24 protein-coding genes are annotated in these 24,138 nt (G+C 65.2%); 20 read left to right on the forward strand and 4 right to left on the reverse strand.

The genetic code is table 11. The annotated features are described in order from the left end of the window. Nucleotides 1–14: 14 nt before the first annotated feature. From gspL to tpx, 8 genes are all read left to right on the forward strand, one after another. Complete coding sequence (gene gspL, locus AC1ZQA_RS01710) at nucleotides 15–1,208, forward strand: type II secretion system protein GspL (protein WP_482678119.1); 1,194 nt, start codon at nucleotides 15–17, stop codon at nucleotides 1,206–1,208. Then, entirely contained in the window at nucleotides 1,205–1,759 is a 555-nt protein-coding gene (gene gspM / locus AC1ZQA_RS01715) for a type II secretion system protein GspM (protein ID WP_482678120.1), read from the forward strand. Before gspL ends, gspM begins: the two co-directional genes overlap by 4 nt. 108 nt (nucleotides 1,760–1,867) lie before the next feature. Then, nucleotides 1,868–2,680, forward strand: coding sequence for a type II secretion system protein N (gspN, locus tag AC1ZQA_RS01720; RefSeq protein ID WP_482678121.1), 813 nt, complete (start codon nucleotides 1,868–1,870; stop codon nucleotides 2,678–2,680). Between the two features lie 55 nt (nucleotides 2,681–2,735). Continuing rightward, on the forward strand, nucleotides 2,736–5,414 hold the full coding sequence (gspD, locus tag AC1ZQA_RS01725) for a type II secretion system secretin GspD (RefSeq protein ID WP_482678122.1): 2,679 nt from the start codon (nucleotides 2,736–2,738) through the stop codon (nucleotides 5,412–5,414). Between the two features lie 15 nt (nucleotides 5,415–5,429). Next, nucleotides 5,430–6,854, forward strand: a complete 1,425-nt coding sequence (gene gspE, locus AC1ZQA_RS01730) for a type II secretion system ATPase GspE (protein WP_482678123.1) — start codon at nucleotides 5,430–5,432, stop codon at nucleotides 6,852–6,854. A gap of 32 nt (nucleotides 6,855–6,886) precedes the next feature. Beyond that, nucleotides 6,887–8,101 (forward strand): type II secretion system inner membrane protein GspF, encoded by a 1,215-nt coding sequence (gene gspF, locus AC1ZQA_RS01735; protein WP_482678124.1) that lies wholly within the window; start codon nucleotides 6,887–6,889, stop codon nucleotides 8,099–8,101. A gap of 258 nt (nucleotides 8,102–8,359) precedes the next feature. Further along, nucleotides 8,360–9,274: a 5'-nucleotidase gene (locus AC1ZQA_RS01740; RefSeq protein ID WP_482678125.1), complete on the forward strand. Its 915-nt coding sequence runs from the start codon at nucleotides 8,360–8,362 to the stop codon at nucleotides 9,272–9,274. A gap of 87 nt (nucleotides 9,275–9,361) precedes the next feature. After that, a complete protein-coding gene (gene tpx / locus AC1ZQA_RS01745) occupies nucleotides 9,362–9,859 on the forward strand; it encodes a thiol peroxidase (RefSeq protein ID WP_482678126.1) in 498 nt (165 codons plus the stop codon). Here the strand turns inward: tpx and AC1ZQA_RS01750 are convergent. The 3 genes from AC1ZQA_RS01750 to AC1ZQA_RS01760 are packed head-to-tail and all read right to left on the reverse strand — an operon-like array spanning nucleotide 9,832 to nucleotide 13,696. Beyond that, complete coding sequence (locus tag AC1ZQA_RS01750; protein ID WP_482678127.1) at nucleotides 9,832–10,926, reverse strand: ABC transporter ATP-binding protein; 1,095 nt, start codon at nucleotides 10,924–10,926, stop codon at nucleotides 9,832–9,834. The two genes, tpx and AC1ZQA_RS01750, sit on opposite strands and share 28 nt — an antisense overlap. Further along, a complete protein-coding gene (locus tag AC1ZQA_RS01755) occupies nucleotides 10,923–12,692 on the reverse strand; it encodes an ABC transporter permease (RefSeq protein WP_482678128.1) in 1,770 nt (589 codons plus the stop codon). Before AC1ZQA_RS01755 ends, AC1ZQA_RS01750 begins: the two co-directional genes overlap by 4 nt. After that, nucleotides 12,668–13,696 carry an extracellular solute-binding protein gene (locus AC1ZQA_RS01760; RefSeq protein WP_482678129.1) on the reverse strand — a complete coding sequence of 343 codons (1,029 nt, stop codon included), beginning with the start codon at nucleotides 13,694–13,696 and terminating at the stop codon, nucleotides 12,668–12,670. Before AC1ZQA_RS01760 ends, AC1ZQA_RS01755 begins: the two co-directional genes overlap by 25 nt. A 144-nt stretch (nucleotides 13,697–13,840) precedes the next feature. On the opposite strand from AC1ZQA_RS01760, the gene AC1ZQA_RS01765 reads away from it, so the two are divergent. The 3 genes from AC1ZQA_RS01765 to waaF are packed head-to-tail and all read left to right on the forward strand — an operon-like array spanning nucleotide 13,841 to nucleotide 16,101. After that, complete coding sequence (locus tag AC1ZQA_RS01765; RefSeq protein ID WP_482678130.1) at nucleotides 13,841–14,776, forward strand: branched-chain amino acid transaminase; 936 nt, start codon at nucleotides 13,841–13,843, stop codon at nucleotides 14,774–14,776. A 32-nt stretch (nucleotides 14,777–14,808) separates the two neighbouring features. Then, the gene (locus AC1ZQA_RS01770) at nucleotides 14,809–15,009 is read left to right on the forward strand and encodes a zinc-finger domain-containing protein (protein WP_482678131.1); all 201 of its coding nucleotides are present in this window, start codon (nucleotides 14,809–14,811) and stop codon (nucleotides 15,007–15,009) included. Nucleotides 15,010–15,030: 21 nt separating this feature from the next. Then, complete coding sequence (gene waaF / locus AC1ZQA_RS01775) at nucleotides 15,031–16,101, forward strand: lipopolysaccharide heptosyltransferase II (protein ID WP_482678132.1); 1,071 nt, start codon at nucleotides 15,031–15,033, stop codon at nucleotides 16,099–16,101. Here the strand turns inward: waaF and AC1ZQA_RS01780 are convergent, their stop codons facing one another. Continuing rightward, nucleotides 16,102–16,548 (reverse strand): CopD family protein, encoded by a 447-nt coding sequence (locus AC1ZQA_RS01780; protein WP_482678133.1) that lies wholly within the window; start codon nucleotides 16,546–16,548, stop codon nucleotides 16,102–16,104. A 99-nt stretch (nucleotides 16,549–16,647) separates the two neighbouring features. Here AC1ZQA_RS01780 and AC1ZQA_RS01785 point away from each other — a divergent pair, with 99 nt between their 5' ends. From AC1ZQA_RS01785 to AC1ZQA_RS01825, 9 genes are all read left to right on the forward strand, one after another. Beyond that, the gene (locus tag AC1ZQA_RS01785) at nucleotides 16,648–17,343 is read left to right on the forward strand and encodes an ATP synthase subunit I (protein ID WP_482678134.1); all 696 of its coding nucleotides are present in this window, start codon (nucleotides 16,648–16,650) and stop codon (nucleotides 17,341–17,343) included. Nucleotides 17,344–17,390: 47 nt separating this feature from the next. Beyond that, on the forward strand, nucleotides 17,391–18,245 hold the full coding sequence (gene atpB / locus AC1ZQA_RS01790; protein WP_482678135.1) for a F0F1 ATP synthase subunit A: 855 nt from the start codon (nucleotides 17,391–17,393) through the stop codon (nucleotides 18,243–18,245). A gap of 55 nt (nucleotides 18,246–18,300) precedes the next feature. Continuing rightward, complete coding sequence (atpE, locus tag AC1ZQA_RS01795) at nucleotides 18,301–18,549, forward strand: F0F1 ATP synthase subunit C (protein WP_013107156.1); 249 nt, start codon at nucleotides 18,301–18,303, stop codon at nucleotides 18,547–18,549. A 56-nt stretch (nucleotides 18,550–18,605) separates the two neighbouring features. Next, a complete protein-coding gene (locus tag AC1ZQA_RS01800; RefSeq protein ID WP_482678136.1) occupies nucleotides 18,606–19,076 on the forward strand; it encodes a F0F1 ATP synthase subunit B in 471 nt (156 codons plus the stop codon). Between the two features lie 12 nt (nucleotides 19,077–19,088). After that, nucleotides 19,089–19,628: a F0F1 ATP synthase subunit delta gene (locus tag AC1ZQA_RS01805; RefSeq protein ID WP_482678137.1), complete on the forward strand. Its 540-nt coding sequence runs from the start codon at nucleotides 19,089–19,091 to the stop codon at nucleotides 19,626–19,628. A 16-nt stretch (nucleotides 19,629–19,644) separates the two neighbouring features. Beyond that, nucleotides 19,645–21,186, forward strand: a complete 1,542-nt coding sequence (gene atpA, locus AC1ZQA_RS01810) for a F0F1 ATP synthase subunit alpha (RefSeq protein WP_482678138.1) — start codon at nucleotides 19,645–19,647, stop codon at nucleotides 21,184–21,186. 68 nt (nucleotides 21,187–21,254) lie between these two features. Continuing rightward, entirely contained in the window at nucleotides 21,255–22,133 is an 879-nt protein-coding gene (gene atpG / locus AC1ZQA_RS01815) for a F0F1 ATP synthase subunit gamma (protein ID WP_482678139.1), read from the forward strand. Nucleotides 22,134–22,191: 58 nt separating this feature from the next. Then, on the forward strand, nucleotides 22,192–23,607 hold the full coding sequence (gene atpD / locus AC1ZQA_RS01820; RefSeq protein ID WP_482678140.1) for a F0F1 ATP synthase subunit beta: 1,416 nt from the start codon (nucleotides 22,192–22,194) through the stop codon (nucleotides 23,605–23,607). A 95-nt stretch (nucleotides 23,608–23,702) separates the two neighbouring features. Further along, a complete protein-coding gene (locus tag AC1ZQA_RS01825) occupies nucleotides 23,703–24,137 on the forward strand; it encodes a F0F1 ATP synthase subunit epsilon (protein WP_482678141.1) in 435 nt (144 codons plus the stop codon). Nucleotide 24,138 lies beyond the last annotated feature (1 nt).

Raw genomic sequence — 24,138 nt, forward strand, 5'->3', positions numbered from 1 at the left:
CAATCGCCGTCACCATGCAAACCCTGGTTCTCCGCCTGCCGCCGCTGGCTTCCGCGCACCCGCTGCCGGAGCTGGACTATGTGCTGCTGAGCGCCGACGGCAAGCTGCAGTCCAAGGGGCGCGAGCAAGCCGCGCTGCTGCCACGCGGGCGGCGGGTGGTGGTCGTGGTCGATGCACTCGATGCCTCGGTCTTGTCCGTGGCGCTGCCGTCCCTGTCGCCCGGCCGACTGCAGGCGGCGCTGAGCGGCGCGCTCGAAGACCGCTTGCTCCAGGACGCGGGGCAACTGCACCTGGCCGCAGGTCCTCAGGGCGATGATGGCGCAACCACCCTGGCCTGCGCCGTACAGAAAGACGCCCTGCAGCAGGCAATTGCCGATCTGACGCAGGCGGGGCAGGAACCGCAGCAGATCGTGCCCGAAGCCGCCTTGCTGGCGCCGGGCGATGCATTGCTGCAGATTTCCGATCAAGGACCGCGCCTGTTGTGGCGCGATCTGCAGGGCGAGGCCGCGTGGCTGCCGCTCATTCTGGCGGCAGATGCCGCTGCGCCGCAGGCCCTGCCCATTCCCGTCACACCGGAACATCTCTGGGTGCAGGATCAGGCCCGGCCCCAGTTGAGCTGGCTCGACCTGCCGCCCGAGCTCACCCCGGCATCGATCAACGACGCCGGCTGGATGGCGCGGGCCGCGCAGTCGTCCTGGAATCTGCGGCAATTCGATCTCGCGCCCAAGCACGCATTCTCGCGCGGCTGGAGCGGGGTGATGGAGCAACTCGGCACGCCAGCCTGGCGACGGGTCGGTTCGCTGCTGGGGCTGGTGGCCGCCGTGCAGCTGGTCGGCATGAATGTTGCGGCCTTCCAGCTCTCGCGCCAGGAAAGCCAGTTGCGGCAAAAGCTCGATGCCACCGCCGCCGAGGCGCTGCCCGGCGTGCCCGCCATCCTCGACGCCCGCCTGCAGGTCCAGCGTGCGCTCAACGATGCGCGCCTGCGCACCGGGCGCCCCGGCGATGGCGATCTCGATGTGCTGATGGGGCGCGCCAGCGTGGTGGTGCCCGCAGGCATCACGCCCTCGGCGCTGAAATTCACCACCGGGCAGCTGCAGATCACGCTGCCGGGCGACGCGGCGGCGCAGGCCGCAGCGCGTTGTACCCCGGCAGGGCTGACATGCATCGCCCAGGGCGACGTGCTGAGCGTCAGCGGAGCTGCGCCATGAGCACGAACGCGCGCGTGGCATCGCTCTCGGCGCTGTGGTACCGCGGTCTGCCGCAGGCCGTGGCCTACAGCCGTCAGCGCTGGTCGTCGATGACCCAGCGCGAACGGGTGCTGACCGGCGCTGCCGTTGTCGTGGTGGCAGGTGCGCTGCTGTGGATGCTGGCCATCCGCCCCGCCTGGCGCACCCTGCAGACCGCGCCGCAGCGCATTGTCAGTCTGCAGCAGCAATTGCAGGTCTTGCAGCAGGACGGACAGCAGATCGCTGCGCTGCGCAATGCGCCAGTGGCCCCTGCGTTCAGCGGCGACTTGCAGGCGACTCTGCTCGCCTGGTTCAAGCGCGTGGATCCAAAGGCCAAGGTCGAGGCGCAGGTGTTGCCGGGTGAGGTCACGTTGCAAGTCTCGGCGCTGCGTCCGGCCAGTCTGGTGGCGCTGGCCCAGACGGCGCGGCGCGACTGGTCGGCGCAGGTCGACAGCGCCGATCTGAAGCGTGGTGCGGACGGTCTGCTCAGCGGCACGGTGCACCTGTCGCGTCAAGTCTCGGGTGGCGGATGAATGGCCAGCGCCCAGACACCAGTCCCGTCTCGGGACGGCCGCTCCGCCACCGGACGACCGTCAGGCGCGGCCTCGTCGGCGCGTTCGCGCAGCGGGTCGCGCAAACCGGTGCGCCGCAAGCGTGGTTCGAGCAGGCGCTGGCTGTGGCTCGCGGCGTTTCTTGGGGTGCTGTGGGCACTGGTCTGGCAGGCCCCGGCAAGCTGGCTGAGCGCCGCAGTGTGGAGGGTCAGCGGACAGCGCGTGCTGCTGGCGCAGGCGCAAGGCACCTGGCGCGATGGCTCGGCGCTGCTGGTGCTCGAGGGCGGCGCGGGCAGCCGGGGCGCCACGGTGCTGCCGGGCACCGTGCGCTGGACGGTCGGCCTGGCCAATCTCTGGCGCGGTCATCTGCTCACCCGGATCGACTGGCCTGCCGTGTCCGCCCAGCCGTTGCAGATCGACACGCAGCTTGGCCTGTCGCAAATCCGCGTGGCGTTGCGCCCTGCGGGCGGCGGCCCCGACGCACCCTGGCAGGGTGCCTTGCCGCTGTCCGTGCTCGATGGCCTGGGCACGCCCTGGAATACCGTTGCGCTGCGGGGACAGGCGCAGTTCACATTGCGTGGCCTGCACCTAGAATCGGTTGCAGGCCGCATGCGACTGGGCGGGCAGTTGCAGGTCGATCTGCCGGACGTGGCGTCGAGGTTGAGCGTGGTCGCTCCCATCGGCAGCTACACGCTCACCATCACGGGGCAGGGCGCGGACGCGCAGGTCGATCTGCGCAGCGACAAGGGGCCCTTGCTGCTGCAGGGCAAGGGGGTCTGGAATGGGCAGGCGCTGCAGTTCCTCGGCACGGGCCGCGCCGCGCCAGGCAACGAGGCGGCGATGGCCAATCTGCTGTCTCTGCTTGGCCGCCCCGAGGGCGACCACATCCGCATCTCCATTTGACAGACGGCAGCACACCGCCTGACCCGCAACACCACAAGAATCAAGGAACGCTGCGATGCATCGTCACATGAAACCCAGTCGGCGCGCCCTCGAAAAGACCGGGTCGCCTGGCAGCCCCTGGCGCACGCAGGGCTTGAGCCGTCTGCTCGCGCTGCTGCTCGTCCCGCTGCTGGCGCTGCAGCCGGTGCTGGCGCAGGCACCGGGCTCCGCTCCCTCGGGGAGTGCGGGCATGGCCGGCAACCCCACGCGCAACGCCAATGGCGATCTCACCATCAATCTGGTCAACGCCGACATTGCCAGCGCAGTGCAGGCCGTGGCTGCAGCCACAGGGCGCAATTTCATTGTCGATCCGCGGGTCAGGGGACAGGTCACCATCCAGTTCGAAAAGCCGGTGACACCGCAAAAGGTGTTCCAGGCCCTGCTCACCCAATTGCGGCTGGCGGGGTTTGCCGTGGTGGAGCATGACGGCGTGTATCAGGTCGTGCCGGAAGCCGATGCCAAGCTGCAGAGCGGCCCGGTGGGCGTGGGCCTTGGGCCGTCGCACATTCCCGGTCGCGGCGATCAGGTGGTGACGCAGATCTTCCAGCTCCGCAATGCCTCGGCCAGCAGCCTGCTGCCGGTGCTGCGGCCACTGATCTCGCCCAACAACACCATCAATGTCAGCCCTTCGGGCAATGCGCTGGTCGTCACCGACTATGCCGACAACCTCAAGCGCATCGCCCGCATCATCGCCGCGCTCGATGTGCCCACCGGCACCGAAGTCACCGTGGTGCCACTGACCTACGCCGTGGCCAGCGATCTGGCGCCCACATTGCAGAAGCTGATCGACATGCAGACGGTGACCTCCGGCAGCCCGGGCGCGCTGAGCGCGCAGGCGGCAATCGCGGGCAGCGGTGCGATGCGCGCGGTCATCCTGCCCGAGACCGCGAGCAATTCGCTGATCGTGCGCGCCACCAACGGGGCGCAGCTGGCGGAAATCGAGCAGATGATCCGCCGCCTCGACCGGCCGCAGAACGATCAGGACAATATTCACGTCGTCTACCTGCGCAACGCCAATGCCGCTGACCTGGCGCGCACCCTGCGCGGCGTGCTGGCGGCGCAGGGTGGCGGCAGTTCCACAGGCGGCACCCCGCAGAACCGGTCGCTTGCCGGACCGCAGACCGGATCGCAGGCCATGGGCGGCGGCAACAATCCGTCGGCGTCCAACTCGGGCGCATCGGGCGCCACCAGCCCGGGGCTGGGCCAGGCGCCCGAGTTCGCGGCCACGGGTGGCGACTCCACCGTGGCCCTGCCGCAGGGCGGCACGGTGTACGCCGACAATGCGCTCAACGCCCTCATCATCAACGCGCCGCAGCCGGTGTACATGCAATTGCGCCGGGTGATCGAGCGGCTCGACGTGCGCCGCGCCCAGGTGTATGTCGAGGCGCTGATCGCCGAGGTGGACGCCAACAAGGCCGCGCAACTGGGCATTCAGTGGCAGGCCATTGCGGGCAGCGCCGGCAACAACAACGCCATCTACGGGGGCAGCAACTTCGGTGCTGGCGGCTCCAACATCATCAACCTGCAGGCCGCCATTTCCGGTGGCGGCACGGCAACGGGCACCGCGATCGCCAACGGCAGCCTGGCCATCCCCAATGGCCTGAACATCGGCATTCTGCACAACGTCGCGGGTCTGGCCACGCTGGGTCTGCTGGCCAACTTCCTGCAGACGCAGGATGGCGCCAACATCCTGTCCGCGCCCAATCTGATGACCCTCGACAACGAGGAGGCCAAGATCGTGGTCGGCCAGAACGTGCCCTTCATCACCGGGCAGTACGCGCAGACCGGATCGAGCGCCACGGTCACGCCGTTTCAGACCATCGAGCGCAAGGACGTGGGTCTGACCCTCAAGGTGCGGCCGCAGATCACTTCGGGCGGCGCGATCAAGATGGACGTCTACCAGGAGGTGTCGAGCATTTCCAGCGCCACCAACGCCGCAGGCATCATCACCAACAAGCGCTCGATCCAGACCGCGGTGCTGGTCAACGACGGCCAGACCATCGTGCTCGGCGGGCTGATGCAGGACAACGTCAGCTCCAACAACAGCAAGATTCCCGGGCTGGGAGACATTCCGGGGCTGGGCGCGCTGTTCCGCTCCAACTCGCGCAGCGCGACCAAGACCGATCTGATGGTGTTCCTGCGGCCCATCGTCGTGCGCACGCAAGACCAGGGCACCGCGCTGAGCCAGCAGCGCTATGACGCCATGCGCGGGCTGCAGAGCACCGCGCAGCTGCCACCGCAATTCGGCATGCCGGATCTGCCCGGGCCGGTGATGCCGAGCATCAGTGAAGAGCCAATCACTGCCCCTGTCGGCAGCGCCAGCAACGCAGCCGCGCCTGGCCCGACAATTGCCATGGCGCCCGCCGCAACAAGTGGCGCAAACGCCCTGCAAAGTCTGCAGGCGCATCAAAAGGCCAGCGCCACCGTGGTCGATCTCGGCTTTGCCCAGCCGCTGAGCGCGCCGCCGACCGCATTCACCATGAGCGATCCCATTCGCCTGGTGCTTGATTTTCCGGGAGCGCACTCGCAGCTCAGCAGCAAGACCCAGAGCTTCCAGCTCGGGCCGCTGCAATCGGCCAGCGTGCTCGACGGGCAGGGCAAGACCCGGGTGATTTTCAATCTGAGCCAGACCACCCGTTACGTGACCGAGCTGCAGGGCAAGCACCTGCGCGTCACGCTCACGCCGCAGCGCTGAACGGCGCAACCGATCATGTCCGCGCGTCATCCTTTGCCCTATACCTTCTGCCGCGACCAGGCGGTGCTCGCCGAGGACGACGGCCAGGGCGTCGAGCTGTGGATGTGCGAGCAGACGCGGCCGGCCGCGCTGGTCGAGGTACAGCGCCAGCATGTGCTGCGCGCCGTGCATCGCATCTCGGCAGACGACCTGCAGGCCCGCATCGGCGCGGCGTATGCCGCGCGCGACGGCAGCGCCGCGGCGGTGATCAGCGAGGTCGAGGGCGATGTCGATCTGGGACGGCTGATGCAGGACATTCCGGCGGTCGAAGACCTGCTCGAAGCCGCCGACGACGCCCCCATCATCCGCATGCTCAACGTGCTGTTCACCCAGGCCGCGCGCGAGGGCGCATCCGACATCCACATCGAGCCCTACGAAACCTCGTCGGTGGTGCGTTTCCGCGTGGATGGCACCCTGCGCGAAGTGGTGCGGCCGAACAAGGCCCTGCATGGCGCGCTGATCTCGCGCATCAAGATTCTGTCGCAGCTCGACATTGCCGAAAAGCGTCTGCCGCAGGACGGCCGCATCGCGCTGCGCATCGGCGGGCGCACGCTGGACGTGCGAGTGTCCAGCCTGCCTTGCGCGCATGGCGAACGCGCCGTGCTGCGCCTGCTCGACAAATCCGCTGCCAAGCTCAATCTGCGCGCCGTGGGCATGGCGCCCGACATGCTCGAGCGTTTCGACGCGCTGATTCGCGCACCGCACGGCATCTTGCTGGTCACCGGGCCGACTGGTTCGGGCAAGACCACCACGCTGTATTCCGCGCTGACCCGGCTGGACGCGGCCACCACCAGCATCATGACGGTGGAAGACCCGATCGAATACGACCTGCCCGGCATCGGCCAGACGCAGGTCAATACCCGCATCGACCTCACCTTTGCCCGCGCGCTGCGCGCCATCCTGCGGCAAGACCCGGACGTGGTGATGATCGGCGAAATCCGCGACTTCGAGACGGCGCAGATCGCCATCCAGGCCTCGCTCACCGGCCACCTGGTGCTCGCCACCCTGCACACCAACGACTCCATCTCCGCCGTCACCCGCCTCACCGACATGGGGGTCGAGCCCTTCCTGCTCGCCTCCTCGCTGCTCGGCGTGCTGGCGCAGCGGCTGGTGCGCCAGCTCTGCCCGGTCTGCAAAGTGCCTGCGCCCGACGGCCAGGGCTTCGTGCCTGTCGGTTGTCCGAGCTGCAACCACACCGGCTACACCGGCCGCACCGGCGTGTTCGAGCTGTTCGAGCTGGATGCGCGGCTGAACGCCGCCATCCATTCCCGCGCCTCCGAAGCCGAACTGCGCACGCTCGCCCAGGCCAGCGGCATGCGCACCATGCGCCAGGACGGCCAGCGCTACATCGACAGCGGCATCACCAGCCTGGCCGAGCTGATGCGGGTCACGCGCGACTGATCCGTGCCCGGACTGCCTGATTCTCCTGCGCCATGCCCGCCTACCGCTTCACCGCCCTTGATGCCACCGGAGCCGAGCAATCCGGCGTGCTCGAATCGGAGAGCGCCCGCGGCGCACGCACCCTGTTGCGCAGTCGTGGCCTCATTCCACTGCAGGTCGAGGGCATTTTCGAGGAGGCCGCACAGGCCAGCGGACGGCGGTTTGCGCGCCGCGTGTTCAACAACCAGGAACGCACCCTGTTCACCCGGCAGATCGCCGGGCTGCTGGTCAGTGGGCTGCCGGTGGAGAAGGCACTGGCCGCGCTGGCTGACGACGCCGACCGCGCCGAGGTCGGCAACCTGCTGTCCAACCTCAAGAGCGAGGTGTCGGCAGGGCACAGCTTCGGCGCCGCGCTGGGGCAGTATCCGCGTGAATTCGCCCCCATTTACCGCGCCCTGGTGAACGCCGGCGAGGACAGTGGCGACCTTGGCCTGGTGATGGAGCGGCTGGCCGATTACCTCGAAGACCGCCAGGCGCTGCGCGGCAAGATGGTGCAGGCTTTCGCCTATCCGGCCATCGTCGTGCTGGTGGCCGTCACCGTGGTGGTCATGCTGCTGACCTATGTGGTGCCGCAGGTCGTTGGCGTGTTTCAGGGCGCGCATCAAAAACTGCCGATGCTGACCGTGGGCCTGATTGCCGTGTCCGACTTCCTGCGGGCCTGGGGCTGGCTGCTGCTGGCTGTGCTGGTGATGGGTGGCATTGTGTTCGCCCAGGCCATGAAGCTGCCCGGGCCGCGGCTGGCGTTCGATGGCTTCCTGCTGCGCAGCCCGCTGTTCGGACGGCTGGTGCGTGGTCTCAACACCGCGCGCTTTGCCAGCACCCTGGCGATCCTCGGCGCCGCCGGTGTGCCCATCCTGCGGGCGCTGCAGGCCGCCGCCGACACCCTGAGCAACACGGTGCTCAAGGCCGATGCCGAAGAGGCGATCGCGCTGGTGCGCGAGGGCGCTTCGCTGGCGCAGTCGCTGGCGCTGCACAAGCGCTTTCCGCCGGTGCTCATCACGTTCGTCCGCCTGGGCGAGCAGACCGGCACCCTGCCGCAGATGCTCGAACGCGCCGCCGTGCAGCACGCGCAGGAAGTGCAGCGTCGCGCCATGGCGCTGACCACCATCCTGGAGCCGCTGCTCATTCTGGTGATGGGGGGCATGGTGCTGCTGATCGTGCTGGCGGTGATGATGCCCATCATCCAGATGAACAATCTCGTGAAATGAGCCCCCCGAAAACCTCGCTGCGCTCGGTTCTCCCCCCAGGGGGCGGAAAACCCTTGGGGCGGCCCGGCGGGTTTTCCTTGCACTTGAAGGCAACACTGAACAAGTCTCTTGCGCGCTGCGCATCCGGGCGGCGGGCAGTCTGCTGCGTTGCACATCCTCGCCATAGCGACGGCTATGGCTGTGGTGTGCGCCTTGCATCCCATCCCGCAGCCCGGCGCGCATCAACACAAAGGCTGATTCAGTGTTGCCTGAACTGCCATGCCTGCTGATCTGAACGACCGTCTCGTCGTGGCGATTTCCTCCCGCGCGCTGTTCGATTTCGAGGAAGAGAACCGCGTGTTCGAGCAGGCCGACGACGCGGCCTACATGCGCCTGCAGCTCGACCGGCTGGAGCGGCCTGCGCATCCCGGTGTGGCGTTCCAGCTGGTGCGCAAGCTGCTGGCGTTCAACACCAGTGCGCAGCAGCGCGACCGGGTGGAAGTGGTGCTGCTGTCGCGCAACGATCCGGTGTCCGGTCTGCGGGTGTTCAATTCGGCCAAGCATCATGGCACGCCCATCGAGCGCGGGGTGTTCACCCGCGGGCGCGCGCCGTTCCAGTATCTGCATGCGCTGCAGGCCAATCTGTTTCTCTCGGCCGAGCCCGACGACGTGCGGGCCGCGCTGCTCGACGGCTATCCGGCAGCGCAGGTCTATCCGGAGTCGGCGCGGGCGTCCGAGGCCCATCCAGACGAGGTGCGCATTGCCTTCGACGGCGACGCCGTGCTGTTTTCCGACGAGGCCGAGCGCGTGTTTCAGGCCGAGGGTCTGCCCGCGTTCCAGCGGCATGAGGCCAGCAAGGCTGCGCTGCCGCTGCCGCCCGGGCCGTTCAAGCCCCTGCTCGAGGCGCTGCACCGGTTGCAGCGCGCCAGCTTCGACGGCTCCACCCCCATGCGCCTGCGCACCGCGCTGGTCACCGCCCGCAGCGCCCCGGCGCACGAGCGCGCCATCCGCACCCTGATGCACTGGAACATCACGGTCGATGAAGCCATGTTCCTCGGTGGACTGGACAAGGGCCCCTTCCTGCGCGCGTTCCAGCCCGACTTTTTCTTCGATGACCAGGCTGGGCATGTGCAATCGGCCGCCCGCCATGTGCCGTCCGGGCAGGTGCATGCAGAGATCACCCGGAAACCTTGAGTCAGGCAGGCCGCCTGAAAAAAACCGTCTGCGCCCCTACCATGCAGGTCTTCGTCCACCAAGGACATCGCACCGAAGGAGACTCGCATGGCCACCACCCACCTGCACGGCAACCCGGTACCCACCAGCGGCGAATTGCCAGCCAAAGGCAGCAAGGCGCCAGACTTCCGCCTGACCGACAAAGACCTCGCCGACCGCACGCTGGCCGACTATGCAGGCAAGCGCAAGGTGCTCAACATCTTCCCGTCGATCGACACGCCCACCTGCGCGCAGTCGGTGCGGGCCTTCAATGCCCGCGCCTCCGAGAAGGCTGATACCGTGGTGCTGTGCATCTCCGCCGACCTGCCGTTCGCCCAGGCGCGCTTCTGCGGCGCGGAAGGGCTGGACAAGGTGGTCAACCTCTCGGAGATGCGCGATCGCAGCTTCGCCCAGGCCTACGGCGTGGGCATCGCGGGTGGTCCGCTTACCGGACTGTGCGCACGCGCCGTGGTGGTGCTCGACCGCGACAACACCGTGCTGCACACCGAGCTGGTCAGCGAGATCGCCCACGAGCCCAACTACGACGCGGCGCTGGCTGTGTTGTAAGACGGCGGTTGCGCAGCGTCAGCATCGCTCCAGGCGCGCAGCGCCTGGGGTGGCAGATGAACTCGGGCGCTGCCGCTGCGCGGTGGCAGCGCCGAGGGTTCGAGAAGCACCATGCTGCAGCCCAGGCTGTCGGCCTGCACCGTGTATTCGCGCAGCGGCCCCAGCATGTGGACCTGCGCGATGCTGCAGTCCACCACGTTGTCCTGCTGGCCCTGCGCCCAACTCAGCGCCTCGGGGCGAATCAGAATCTGCAGCGCCCCCGAGCCTGACGGCGCCGCCAGGCGCAGCCGCGTCTGGCCGACGCGGGCCCAGCCTTCGGCCGCGGCATGGCCGTCGAGCACATTGGCTTTGCCCAGAAAGTGCGCGGCGTACGGGCTCTGCGGCCTGGTGTAGACCTGATCCGGCGAGCCCAGCTCGACCAGCCGTCCCTGGTGCAGCAGGGCGATGCGATCGGAAATGGCCAGGGCCTCGGTCTGGTCGTGGGTGACGAACACTGTGGTGATGCCCAGACGCTGCTGCAGCGTGCGGATTTCATCGCGCAATTGCTCGCGCAGCCCGGCATCCAGATTCGACAGCGGCTCGTCCATCAGCAGCACCCTGGGGCGCGCCACCAGAGCCCGGGCCAGAGCCACGCGCTGTTGCTGCCCGCCCGAGAGCTGATGAATGGCGCGGCGCTGCAGGCCCGCGAGGCCCACGGTTTGCAGCGCCTCGTCCACCCGCTGCGTGATGTCGGCCCGGGGCAGGCCCTGCTCGCGCAGCGCCAGCGCCAAATTTCCCTGGACGTCGAGGTGCGGCCACAGCGCGTAGTTCTGGAACACCATACCCAGGCCGCGTTTCTGCGGCGCAAGGCATGTCGCGCCATCCTGCACCACGGTGTCGCCGAACACGACGCGTCCGGTGTCGGCGCGCTCCAGTCCGGCGAGGATGCGCAGCAGCGTGGTCTTGCCACTGCCGGAGGCGCCGAGCAAGGTGAGCAGTTCACCGGCGCGCACCTCCAGCGAGAGTTCATGGAGCACGGGCTGATCGCCGTAAGACTTTGCCAGCCGTTCCATGTGAATCGTGGTCATGTCGTGGTTCCTGTTGGCCTGGAGCGTCCCAGCAGTCGTCCCGCCAGCAGCACGGCGATGACCAGCACGATCATCACCACACTGACCGCGCTGCCCTGGGTGTAATTGCCCTCTTGAAAGCGCACATAGGCTTCGTACGCCAGCGTTTCGCTGCCCTGCGAGGCCAGCAGACTGGTGGCGGAAATTTCCTTCACGGCGTTGACAAAGATCAGCACAGCGCTGCCCACCAACGCCGGGCCGAGCAGGGGAAGGACGATGTTCGAGAGGATGCGCAGCCGACAGAGCCCCGCCACCTGCCCAGCCGCTTCCAGTTCGATGCCGATCTGACTCAGCCGTGCCGCGACCGTGCGCACCCCCACGCCGGAAAAGCGCAAGGTGTACGCGACCAGAAGAATCCACGGCGTACCGTACAGCGGCAGCCAGCCGCCGCTGAACGCCAGAATCAGCGCCAGGCCGATGACCAGACCGGGTACGGCGAAGGCGACAAAACTCACCCGATCGGCCAGCAGCGCAAGCCGCCCGACGAGGCGCTGGCGAAACCGCTGCGCGGCGTAGGCGATGACCACGGCGATCGCCGTGCCGACCACGGCGCTGCCCAGTGCCAGGCTCAGCGTATTGCGCACGGCGCGGCGCAGTTCCTCGCTGCGCAGCAATTCGGCGTAGCGCTGCCCGGTCCAGTGGCTCGGGTCGTAGCCCTGCCCCCAACTGTCGAGCAGGCTGACCAGAATCAGTGCGGCAAACGGCGCCAGCGCCACGGCCAGAAGCGCCGCCCAGACCAGAGCGGCCAACGGCCAGCGCCAGCTTCCGAGCCGAACCCGGCTCTGGCGGCTGGCCTTGCCCGCCAGCGTTTCCAGACGCGATCCGGCGAGCAGCCGCAACTGCATCCACAGCACGCCCAGCGCGATCAGCCCGAGCCCCAGTGCGAGCACCGCGGCCCCCGACAAGTCCAGCGGCGGCGTGGTCGCCAGACCGTAGATGCGCGTGGTCAGCGTGTCAAAGCCGCTGGGCGTGCCCAGCAGGCTGGGGATGCCGAACTCCTCCATCACATAGGCGAACACCAGCAGCAGGCTGCCCAGCAGCGCCGGGCGTGCCAGCGGCATGGTGATGCGTACGAACACTTTTGTCGGTGCCAGCCCGGCGATGCGACCGGCTTCTTCCAGCGCCGGGTCGGCGGCTTGCAGGTTCGAGGCCACGAGCAGATAAGGAAACAGCATCAGGTGCAGCGTCATGACCACGACGATGGCCGCGTAGCCATAGGCCGACAGCGGCGCCTGCAGGCCCAGCGCTGCATGCCACAGGCCGCCGTGCGAAAAAATTTCCACCCAGGCGCTGGCGAGTTGGAAGCCCGGAATGACATGCGGCAGGGCCACAAGGGGCAGCAGCCAGCCCCCGCCGGGAAGGTCGGTGCGCGTCGCCAGCCAGGCCAGCAGTCCGCCCAGCACCGTGGCAGCCAGGGCGACGGGGACGGCCAGCAGCAGCGAGTTGCGCAGCGGCCCCAGGATCATGTAGCGCTGGGTCAGCGCCTGCTGCAGCGGGTGGAGCGACCAGGCTCCAGTGGCGGACTGGAACGCGGTGTGCAGCAATTCCCAGAACCCCAGGGCGCTGAACACGAGCAGGCCGAGAACGGCCAGCACCGCCAGCGCGGCGGCCACCGCGATCGGGGCGCGCCGCGCCGAGAGCGCAACGCGTGCCCCCGGCGGCGCCTGTCGGGTATCGTGCGTTCCCAGCCCCGCGACGCGGCTCAGCCGCCGAACAGTTCGCGCCATTGCGCCTGGTTCTCGCGTTGATGCGCCTCGATCCAGGCGAAATCAGGCAGGAGCTTTTTGAGTTGGGCAAAGTCCGGCAGGCCGTTGGGGGCGGGCACGTCGGTGCGCGCCGGATAGATCCCCGCCTCCGACAGTACCGTCTGCGCCACCGGCGACAGCAGGAAGCGATAGAACAGCTTTGCCGCGTTGGGGTGCGGCGCCTTGGCGAAAATGCCCAGCGGCGAGGCGATGGGAATGGCGCCCTCGGTCGGCAGCACCACTTGCATGGGCGAGTTGGCGAACTCGGGCTGATACTTGTAGAGACTCAGCGAGATGCCGGCTGCGCGCTCGCCGCTGGCCACGGCGCGCGCCACGTCGGGTACGTCATTGAGGACCAGGACCTCGTTTTTCTTCAGCTTTTCGAAATACTTCCAGCCGAAACGCGGGTCTTTCCACAAGGCGCCGTCGATGATGTTGGTCGAGCCGGAGATCAGCGGCGAGGCGATGCAGATCTTGCCCTTCATCGCGGGATTGGCCAGATCGGCAAAGCTCTTGACTGCAGCGCCGCCGGCCTTGGGGTTGGTCAGCAGGCAGCCCACCAGCACGCGACCGGCAACGAAGTAACCCTGCGGGTTTTTCGCCAGGGTGATGTGCTTCCACTCTGGCGGCTCGTAGGACAGCAGCAGGTTTTGCGCGATCATGCCGTTGAAAGTGGTGGGATCGGCCAGCCAGACAAGGTCGCCGCCCAGGCTGCCAGCGCGGCTTTCGGTTTCGACACGGGCCAGCACCTTGCCTGTGCCGCTGCGGAAGAATTCGATATCGATGCCCGGGTACTTGGCCTGAAACAAGGTCTTCCAGCGCGACAGCAGAAAGGTCGGCACCGAGGTGTACATCACGACCTTGCCCTCTTTTTTCGCCTCGGCATAAAGCGCCTCGACGTCTGGTGCCTCGGCATGGGCCAGGTTGACCAGGCCCAGAGCGCTCACGGTCATCGCCGTGTGTTGCAGAAATTCGCGTCGTTGCATGCGGAGTCTCCAATGGTGATGTTGTGACTTTAGCCGACAGGAATGTCACGTGAGTGACATCTGTGCGACGTTGCGCGCGGCACCGCGACAGGAAGCCGTGCGGGCTCCTAGAATCAGAGGTTTACCTCCCGGAGACAACACATCATGGTCATGCCCACTTCGATGTCCGATCGCGACGGCAAAATCTGGATGGACGGCCAGCTGGTCGAATGGCGTGATGCCAAGGTGCATGTGCTGACCCATACCCTGCACTACGGCTGCGGCGCGTTCGAGGGCGTGCGTGCCTACAAGACCGACAAGGGCACGGCCATCTTCCGCCTGCGCGAGCACACCGAGCGCCTGTTCAACAGCGCCAAGATTCTGCGCATGGACATCCCCTTCACCCTCGAGCAGGCCATGCAGGCGCAGATCGACGTGGTGCGTGCCAACGGGTTTGACTCCTGCTACATCCGTCCGCTGACCTGGATCGGCGACAAGAAGCTCGGCGTTTCCCCGCGGGGCAACACCATCCACCTGATGATCGCCGCCTGGCCCTGGGGCGCCTACCTCGGCGAGGAGGGCATGAAAAAAGGCATCCGCGTCAAGACCAGCAGCTATACCCGCCATCATGTCAACATCACCATGGTCAACGCCAAGGCGGTGAGCAACTACACCAACTCCATCCTCGCCAACCTGGAAGTGACCGGCGATGGCTACGATGAAGCGCTGCTGCTCGACCCGCAGGGCTTCGTCAGCGAAGGCGCAGGCGAGAACATCTTTGTCATTCGCGACGGCGTGCTGTACACCCCGGACTTGTCCTCGGGCGCACTCAACGGCATCACCCGCAAGACGGTGTTTGCCATTTGCGAGGATCTGGGCCTGACCATCAAGGAAAAGCGCATCACCCGCGACGAGGTCTATATCTGCGATGAGGCCTTCTTCACCGGCACCGCAGCCGAAGTCACCCCCATTCGCGAGCTTGACGGCATTGCCCTCGGCCCTGGCCACCGTGGCCCCATCACCGAACGCATCCAGAATGCCTTTTTCGACATCGTCGGCGGGCGCAATCCCAAGTACGCGAACTGGCTGTCCGCAGTCTGACGCCGACTTTCTTCACTGACCGAGACCTGCTCATGAGCGCCATTCCCAAACCCGACATGCCCGTGGTCGAACTCAAGGCCAAGGATCTGCCCGCCTACTGCCCGAACCCGAACATGCCGATCTGGAGCAGCCACCCGCGGGTGTTTCTCGACGTGACGCACGGTGAGGTCGCCTGCCCCTATTGCGGCACGCGCTACCGACTGGCGGAAGGTGAAGTGGTTCACGGTCACTGAGGAGGTGTGAGCACTCCCGGGATGCACCGTGTCCTGCTGATCGCGCCGCAGTGGATCGGGGACGCGGTGATGGCGCAACCCCTGGTTGCGCTGCTCGCTGCCCGCGGCGACCGCATCACGGCACTCGGCTTGCCGTCCGTGGCGCCGGTGCTGCGCGCCATGCCGGGAGTGGCCGAGGTGATCGAAGCCCCGTTCGCGCACGGCAAGCTCGATTTGAAACTGCGCCAGCGCCTCGCCACGCAGTTCCGTCAAGAACAATTCGAGCGGGCCTATATCCTCGGCAATAACCTCAAGGCACGGCTTGTGCCCTGGCTGGCGCGCATTCCGCGGCGCATCGGCCATGTGGGCGAGGCCAGGGGCTTGCTGCTGACCGACATCCACAAGTCAGCAGCGTCGCACGGCAATTCGCGGCCGCGAGAGCCGCTGGCGCTGTCCCCGCTGTCGTGCCGCATCCCGGCAGACGCGCCCTCCGCCCGGCCCGATATGCGCCAGCATTACGCCGCGCTGGCCCGTGTTGCCGCCGATGCGCCGGACCTTCCGGTACCGGAGCCGACCTTGTCGATCCCGTCTCAGGCGGCAAGCGAAGCGCGCCAGCGGTTCGGACTCCCTGAACGCTGGATTGCCCTGTGCCCCGGCGCTGAATACGGCCCCGCCAAGCAATGGCCCGTCGCCCATTACGCCGCACTCGCGGCGCTGGCGCAGCAGGCGGGCTACGGCGTGGCCGTGCTGGGCGCCCCGCGCGATGCGGTTGCCGGAGATGCCATTGCCGCCCGGGCCCCGGGAAGCGTGAATCTCTGCGGCGCCACGAGGTTGGACGAAGCCATCGCCCTGCTCGCCAGCAGCAGCGGTGTGGTCAGCAACGACTCCGGTCTGATGCATGTCGCCGCCGCATTGGAGCGCCCGACCGTTGGTGTTTACGGCTCGACCGATCCACGCCACACCCCGCCCGCGGCGCACCGCAGCGCCACGCTGTGGCTGCAGCTTGACTGCAGCCCCTGCTTTCAGCGCACCTGCCCGTTGGGCCATCTCCGTTGCCTGAACCAGATTCCGCCCGACAGGGTGTGGCATGCCCTCACGCGGCTGATGTCCTGATCAGTGCCAGAACAGCAAGGCCGCGATCGCGATCCATCCGAGAGTGAAGTTGAGCACGACCAGAGGATGCATCGTTTCCAGCGACCGCCCCACTGCGGGCCAGTCCTGCGCGGCTGCGGCCCGTCGTGCGCGCCGGAAGGGGGCGAAAAATATGTGCGCAAAAACCGCCATCATGACCAGACCAATGCCGAACATGATGTGCCAGCCGATGGGCGCGCGCGCAAAGCCGACCTGCAGCATGATGATCAGCCCCGAGACCAGGATCACGGCGATGCTGATCCAGACCAGGGGAAAGAAGCGCTGCAGACTGGACAGGATGAGCTGTGGCCGTGCCGGCGCCTGCAGCGTGGCAAATGCCGCCGGACGCATGGCGAACAGGATGAACCCCATACCACCCATCCAGGTGACGGCCGCGACAAGATGTAAAAAAACCAGAAGAGCATTCATCATGGATTCCAACAGGATCGGACGCGACGATGCGCCAGAGCAAATGCCGCGGTCGATGCAGCAGGCGGCCAGGCGGGTGCGGAAGCTTGACTCGACACAATGTTAAGTGTGCGGGCAAGAAAAAAACTGGCGCAGCATCGACTTTCCCCTATACTTTCGCCGTTTGAGCTTCGTGCGAATTGTTACCCGCAGCAACAACCTTGGCGTTTGCTGGGTGTCATCAGTTTGAAGGCGCTCGATCCAGACTGTTCACTTTTACGCTGCGTTTCGACGCATAGGGCTGTTTTCAACCCGGGCGCTCCTGCTTTGAACCACACTGTGCAATCCACCGATCCCTGGCAAGACCAGGAAGATGCTCCGGCTGCGGCGCCGATGACGCGCGCCGAGGTGCAGAGCCTGCTGTTGCGCAAGCCCCAGGTCTCTGTCTGGCGCGTGGTGGTGTTGCAGGTTGTCGTGGGTTTGGTGGTGGCGCTGGCCAGTTGGTTTTTTTCGGCAGGTCAATGGCCTGTGGTGTTTTCTGCGCTGTATGGCGCGGGCATCATTGCCCTGCCGTCTGCCTTGTTTGCGTTGTCCATTCAGCTCTGGCTGTCCAAATTGAAGCCTGGCGTTGCCGTTTACGGATTTGCGCTGGGCGAGTTGTTGAAAATTGGCTTGACCATCGTGCTCCTGTTTTTTGCGCCGCGCGTCGTGCAGCCGCTGAGTTGGGCGGCCATGCTGATTGCGATCGTTGTGACCCTGCAGGTGTACTGGGTTGCCTTGATTCTGCGCGGCAAGAAAGCCCGCTGCGCTACCTGATCCATTCAAGTCGTGTCGCGCAGGCGGCACTCAAAAATTAGTCGACCATGTCCGCAGAACAACACACCATCACCGCAGGCGAGTACATCGTTCACCACCTGACCCACTGGACCAGCGGTCCGCGTGCCGGGGTCGTCGATTTCGGCATCATCGACATCGACTCGGTGGTGTTCTCGGTCCTGCTGGGTGTGATTGCGTGCTATGTGCTGTGGCGCGTGGCCAAGAACATGACCAGCGGCAAGCCGGGGCGCATGCAGGCTGCGGTCGAATTTCTGGTCGAGTTCGTTGACGAGCAGGCCCGCGGCATCGTGCGCAACGCCAAATCCCGCGAATTTGTCGCTCCGCTGGCGTTCATCTCCTTCGTCTGGATCGTGATGATGAACCTGATGGACCTGTTGCCGGTCGATCTGCTGCCCCGGCTGTGGCAGATGTTGCACGGCGGCGAGAACCCGGAGCATGTCTATCTGCGCGTGGTGCCCACGGCGGACCTGTCGGTTGCGCTGGGGATGTCCATCACCATCCTGCTGCTCAGTCTTTACTACGGCATCAAGATCAAGGGCATTGGCGGCTGGGTGCATGAGTTGTTCACTGCGCCATTCGGCAATCACTTCCTGTTGTGGCCGCTGAATTTCGCGATGCAGATCCTGGAATATCTGGCCAAGACGCTCTCGCATGGCATGCGGTTGTTCGGCAACCTTTATGCCGAAGAGATCCTGTTCATGATCATCGCCCTGATGGGCGCGGCCGGGCTGAGCAGCCTGACCGGCTGGGCGCTGTTCTTCGGCAACATTGCAGCAGGTCTGGCCTGGTCGATCTTCAGTCTGCTGGTCATTGTGCTGCAGGGCTTCATTTTCATGATGCTGACCCTGGTGTACATCGGTCAGGCGCATGACCATCATTAACCCCTTCTGACTTTCTTTTTTCTCTTTTCACCACTTCAACTCACTAGGAGCAAGCATGGAACACGTTCTCGGATATGTCGCTTTGGCCGCTGGCCTGATCATTGGCCTGGGCGCCAACGGTGCCTGTATCGGCATCGGCATCATGGGCAGCAAGTACCTCGAATCCGCTGCGCGTCAGCCCGAGCTGATGAATGAACTGCAAACCAAGATGTTCCTGCTGGCTGGTCTGATCGACGCCGCCTTCCTGATCGGTGTGGGTCTGGCCATGATGTTCACCTTCGCCAACCCGTTCGTGCTGAAGTAAGCATCGCCTGATGTCTTCAACGAACAGTTCATCCATCTGAAGCAAAGGTTAGCGCCATGCATCTGGACGCAACACTCATTGCGCAGATCATCGTTTTCTTGCTGCTGGCGTGGTTCACGAAGAAATTCGTGTGGCCACCCATCGTCAAGGCTCTCGATGAACGCGCAACAAAAATCGCTGACGGTCTGGCTGCCGCCGATCGTGCCAAATCCGAGCTCGCCTCTGCCAACCGCAAGGTTGAAGAAGAGCTTGCGCGTTCGCATCAGGAAAGTGCAGGACGCCTGGCTGACGCGGAGCGCCGTGCACAAGCCGTGATCGAAGAGGCGCGCAAGAAGGCGGAGGAGGTCGGGGCCAACATCGTTGCCCAGGCCAAGACCGAAGCCGAACAGCAAGCCGTCAAGGCGCGCGAGCAATTGCGCGATCAGGTCGCTGCGCTGGCGGTGAAAGGTGCAGAGGCCATCCTGCACCGCGAGATCAATCCGCAGGTGCATGCCGATCTGCTGAATCGGCTCAAGGCTGAGCTGTAATCGGAGCGCACCATGGCTGAACTCGCCACCATTGCCCGTCCTTATGCCGAAGCCGCTTTTGCCGCCGTGCGCGAAACAGGCGGGTCGCTCGCGCAGGCGGCCGACCTGCTCGACCAGATTGCACAGATCACTTCGGCTCCCGCCTTGCGTGAGGTCGTGGGCAGTCCGAAGGTCTCTGCGCGCCAGCTGTCCGACCTGATCCTGGGCGCGGTGCCCGGCACCGTGCCACCCGCGCTGAGAAACCTGGTCGACATGCTCGCCGAAAATCATCGTCTGGCCGCCGTGCCGCAAATCGCCGAGCAGTTTCGCGTCCTCAAGGACGAGGCGGAAGGCAAGGTCGAAGCGGTGGTGTCCAGCGCCTTTCCGCTTGAGGGCGAAGCGCTCGACAGCCTGCTGCAGGCGCTGGAACGCAAATACGGCCGCAAGCTGCACGCCACAGTGGAAATCGATCCGTCGCTCATCGGGGGGGTGCGTGTCGCAGTCGGCGACGAAGTGCTCGATACCTCGGTTCGCGCCCGGCTGGAGCAGATGAAAGTCGCTCTCACCGCTTAAAGTCTTAGAGGCTCCCATGCAACTCAATCCCGCAGAAATTTCCGAACTCATCAAGAGCCGAATCGAAGGTCTTGGCGCCAGTGCCAATATCCGCAACGAGGGCACGGTCGTGTCCCTGACCGACGGTATTGCGCGGGTTCACGGCCTGTCCGACGTGATGCAGGGCGAAATGCTCGAATTCCCGAACAACACCTACGGCCTGGCGCTCAACCTCGAACGCGACTCTGTTGGTGTGGTGATTCTCGGCCCCTACGAGCAAATCTCCGAAGGCGACACGGTCAAATGCACAGGTGAAATCCTGTCGGTGCCGGTCGGCCCCGAGCTGATTGGCCGTGTGGTCAATACTCTGGGTGTGCCCATCGATGGCAAAGGCCCCGTGGACACCAAGCAGCTCGACCCCATCGAAAAAATCGCTCCTGGCGTGATCTGGCGCCAGTCGGTGTCGCAGCCGGTGCAGACCGGGATCAAGGCGATTGACGCCATGGTGCCCGTCGGCCGTGGGCAACGCGAATTGATCATCGGCGACCGCCAGACCGGGAAGACTGCAGTGGCCGTCGACTCGATCATCAGCCAGAAGGGCAAGGACCTGATCTGTATTTACGTTGCCATCGGTCAGAAAGCCTCGACCATCGCCAACGTAGTGCGCAAGCTCCAGGAGTTCGGCGCGATGGAATACACCATCGTCGTCGCCGCCTCCGCATCCGACTCCGCTGCCATGCAGTATCTGGCGCCTTATGCCGGCTGCACCATGGGCGAATACTTCCGCGACCGTGGTCAAGACGCGCTGGTGATCTACGACGATCTGACCAAGCAGGCTTGGGCGTATCGCCAGATCTCCCTGCTGCTGCGCCGCCCGCCGGGCCGCGAAGCCTATCCGGGCGATGTGTTCTATCTGCACAGCCGCCTGCTCGAGCGTGCCGCCCGCGTGAGCGCCGACTATGTCGAGAAGTTCACCAATGGGGCGGTGAAGGGCAAGACCGGATCGCTGACCGCGCTGCCGATCATCGAAACCCAGGCGGGCGACGTGTCCGCATTCGTCCCGACCAACGTCATTTCGATCACCGACGGCCAGATCTTCCTGGAAACCGATCTGTTCAACGCCGGCGTGCGTCCCGCCATCAATGCGGGCGTGTCGGTGTCGCGCGTGGGCGGCGCGGCGCAGACCAAGATCATCAAGAAACTCTCCGGCGGTATTCGGACCGACCTGGCGCAGTACCGCGAGCTGGCCGCGTTTGCGCAGTTTGCTTCCGACCTCGACGAAGCCACCCGCAAGCAGCTCGAGCGCGGCCGCCGCGTGGTCGAACTGCTCAAGCAGCCCCAATACCAGCCGGCGCAGGTCTGGCAGATGGCTGCTTCGCTGTATGCGGTGAACAATGGCTATCTGGATGACATCGATGTCAAGCAGGTGTTGCCGTTCGAGAAGGGCTTGCACGACCATCTGCAGACCAAGCACGCCGCACTTGTGCAGAGCATCGAATCATCCAAGGATCTGTCCAAGGATGACGAGGCCAAGCTCAAGGAAGCAATCGCCGAATTCAAGAAAAATGGCGCGTATTAATTCATTCCACGAAAACGGACGGGGCGGGGCAGGGACGTCCCTGCCCAGTCTGACCCAGGAGTAATGCAATGGCTGGAATGAAAGAAGTGCGCGTCAAGATCAAGAGCGTGCAAAACACGCGCAAGATCACCAAGGCGATGGAGATGGTGGCGGCCTCCAAGATGCGCAAGGCGCAGGAGCGCATGCGCGCAGCGCGTCCTTACGGCGACACGGTGCGTGTCATTGCTGGTCATCTGCGTCAGGCCAATCCCGAGTACACCCATCCTTTTCTCATCAAGCGCGAGCCGATCAAGCGCGTCGGCCTGATCCTGGTCACCACCGACAAGGGGCTGTGCGGCGGGTTGAACACCAACATCACCCGCATGGCGCTGGGCAAGATCAAGGAATGGCAGTCTGCCGGAGTGCAGATCGAGTGCTGCGCCATCGGCAACAAGGGCATGCAATTCCTGCAGCGTCTCGGCATGAATCTCACCTCGCACGCTGTGCAGCTTGGCGACAAGCCACACCTGGAAAAGTTGATCGGGCCAGTGAAAATCATGCTCGACGCCTACCAGGATGGCAAGCTGGACGCGGTGTATCTGGCGTTCAGTCGCTTCGTGAACACCATGAAGCAGGCCCCGGAAATCGAGCCCCTGGTGCCGCTGCCTGCAAATGCACTGGACGTCAAGGCCGGAGAGGAACGCTCGCACAGCTGGGACTACATCTACGAGCCAGACGCCAAGCCGGTGATCGATGCACTGCTGGTGCGCTATATCGAGGCACTGATCTATCAGGCCGTGGCCGAGAACATGGCCTGCGAACAATCGGCTCGGATGGTGGCGATGAAGTCCGCCTCGGACAACGCCAAGAGCGTGATCGGTGAGTTGCAGCTCGTCTACAACAAGAGCCGCCAGGCTGCCATTACCAAAGAACTTTCGGAAATCGTGAGCGGAGCCGCTGCGGTCTGATCGGGTCAAGTCCCGATCCTCAACCCGGCCAACCGAATTCAAACCATTGGAGAGCAATATGACGACGGCTCAAGCGCAAGGCAAAATCGTTCAGTGCATCGGCGCTGTGATCGATATCGAGTTTCCCCGCAACGCCATTCCCAAGGTGTATGACGCCCTGGTGCTGGCAGACAACAACGACAGCAGCCTGGCTGAACGCGGTCTGACCTTCGAGGTGCAGCAGCAGATCGGCGACGGCGTGGTGCGCACCATTGCCATGGGTTCCGGCGATGGCCTGCGTCGTGGCATGCTGGTCAACAACACCGGCAAGTCCATCCAGGTTCCGGTGGGACCGGCCGTGCTGGGCCGCATCATGGACGTGCTGGGCCGTCCGATCGACGAAGCCGGTCCGATCGCCACCGACGAGCGTCGCTCGATTCACCAGGCCGCACCCAAGTTCGATGACCTGTCGCCTTCGGTCGACCTGCTCGAGACCGGCATCAAGGTGATCGATCTGGTCTGCCCGTTTGCCAAGGGCGGCAAGGTCGGCCTGTTCGGCGGTGCCGGTGTGGGCAAGACCGTGAACATGATGGAACTCATCAACAACATCGCCAAGCAGCACAGCGGTCTGTCGGTATTTGCCGGTGTGGGCGAGCGCACCCGCGAGGGCAACGACTTCTACCATGAAATGAAGGACTCGAACGTGCTCGACAAGGTCGGCATGGTGTTCGGTCAGATGAACGAGCCCCCGGGCAACCGACTGCGCGTGGCACTCACCGGCCTGACCATGGCCGAGCGCTTCCGCGACGAAGGCCGCGACATTCTGTTCTTCGTCGACAATATCTATCGTTACACCCTGGCCGGAACCGAAGTGTCCGCGTTGCTCGGACGCATGCCGTCCGCCGTGGGCTATCAGCCGACGCTGGCTGACGAAATGGGCAAACTGCAGGAGCGCATCACCTCCACCAAGACCGGTTCCATCACGTCCATCCAGGCCGTCTACGTCCCGGCGGATGACTTGACCGACCCGTCGCCCGCGACCACCTTCAACCACCTCGACGCCACCGTGGTGCTGAGCCGTGACATCGCCTCGCTGGGCATCTACCCCGCGGTTGACCCGCTCGATTCCACCAGCCGCCAGATCGACCCCAACGTCATCGGCGAAGAGCACTACTCCACCACCCGCGCAGTGCAAGGCATTCTGCAGCGCTACAAGGAACTGCGCGACATCATCGCGATTCTGGGGATGGACGAACTCTCGCCGGAAGACAAGCTGGCTGTGGCGCGTGCTCGCAAGATCCAGCGTTTCCTGTCGCAACCCTTCCATGTGGCCGAAGTGTTCACCGGCTCGCCCGGAAAGTATGTGCCGCTCAAGGAAACCATCCGCGGTTTCAAGATGATCGTCAACGGCGAATGCGACGCGCTGCCCGAGCAAGCGTTCTACATGGTCGGCACCATCGACGAAGCCTTCGAGAAGGCCAAGAAACTCAACTAAACCTGTGAGCCTGAAGCGTTGCCGCCTGGCTGCGTTTGTCCCGCAGACTGCACGCAGCCAGTGACTGAACCCGCATCACGTTCCGGATTGAAGCCATGAACACCATCCATGTCGACGTCGTCAGTGCCGAAGAATCGATCTTCTCCGGTGAGGCGCGCTTTGTCGCCCTTCCGGGCGAATCGGGTGAACTGGGCATTCTGCCCGGCCACACACCGTTGATTACCCGTATCAAGCCTGGCTCGGTGCGTATCGAGCTGGCCGAGGCCAATGCCGCTGGCGGCAAGGAAGAGTTCATCTTCGTGGCCGGTGGCATTCTCGAAGTGCAGCCCAAGCGTGTCACCGTGCTCGCAGATACCGCCATTCGTGGCAAGGATCTCGACGAGGCCAAGGCCAACGAGGCCCTCAAGGCCGCGCAGGACGCGCGGGCCCATGCCAAGGATGTGCAGGATGTTGCCGTGGTTGAAGGCGAGCTCGCCATGCTGGCCGCGCAGCTTGCCGCGATTCGACGTCTGCGTGGGCGCGCCCACTGAA

Source organism: Thiomonas sp. DCM-2, assembly GCF_056820905.1.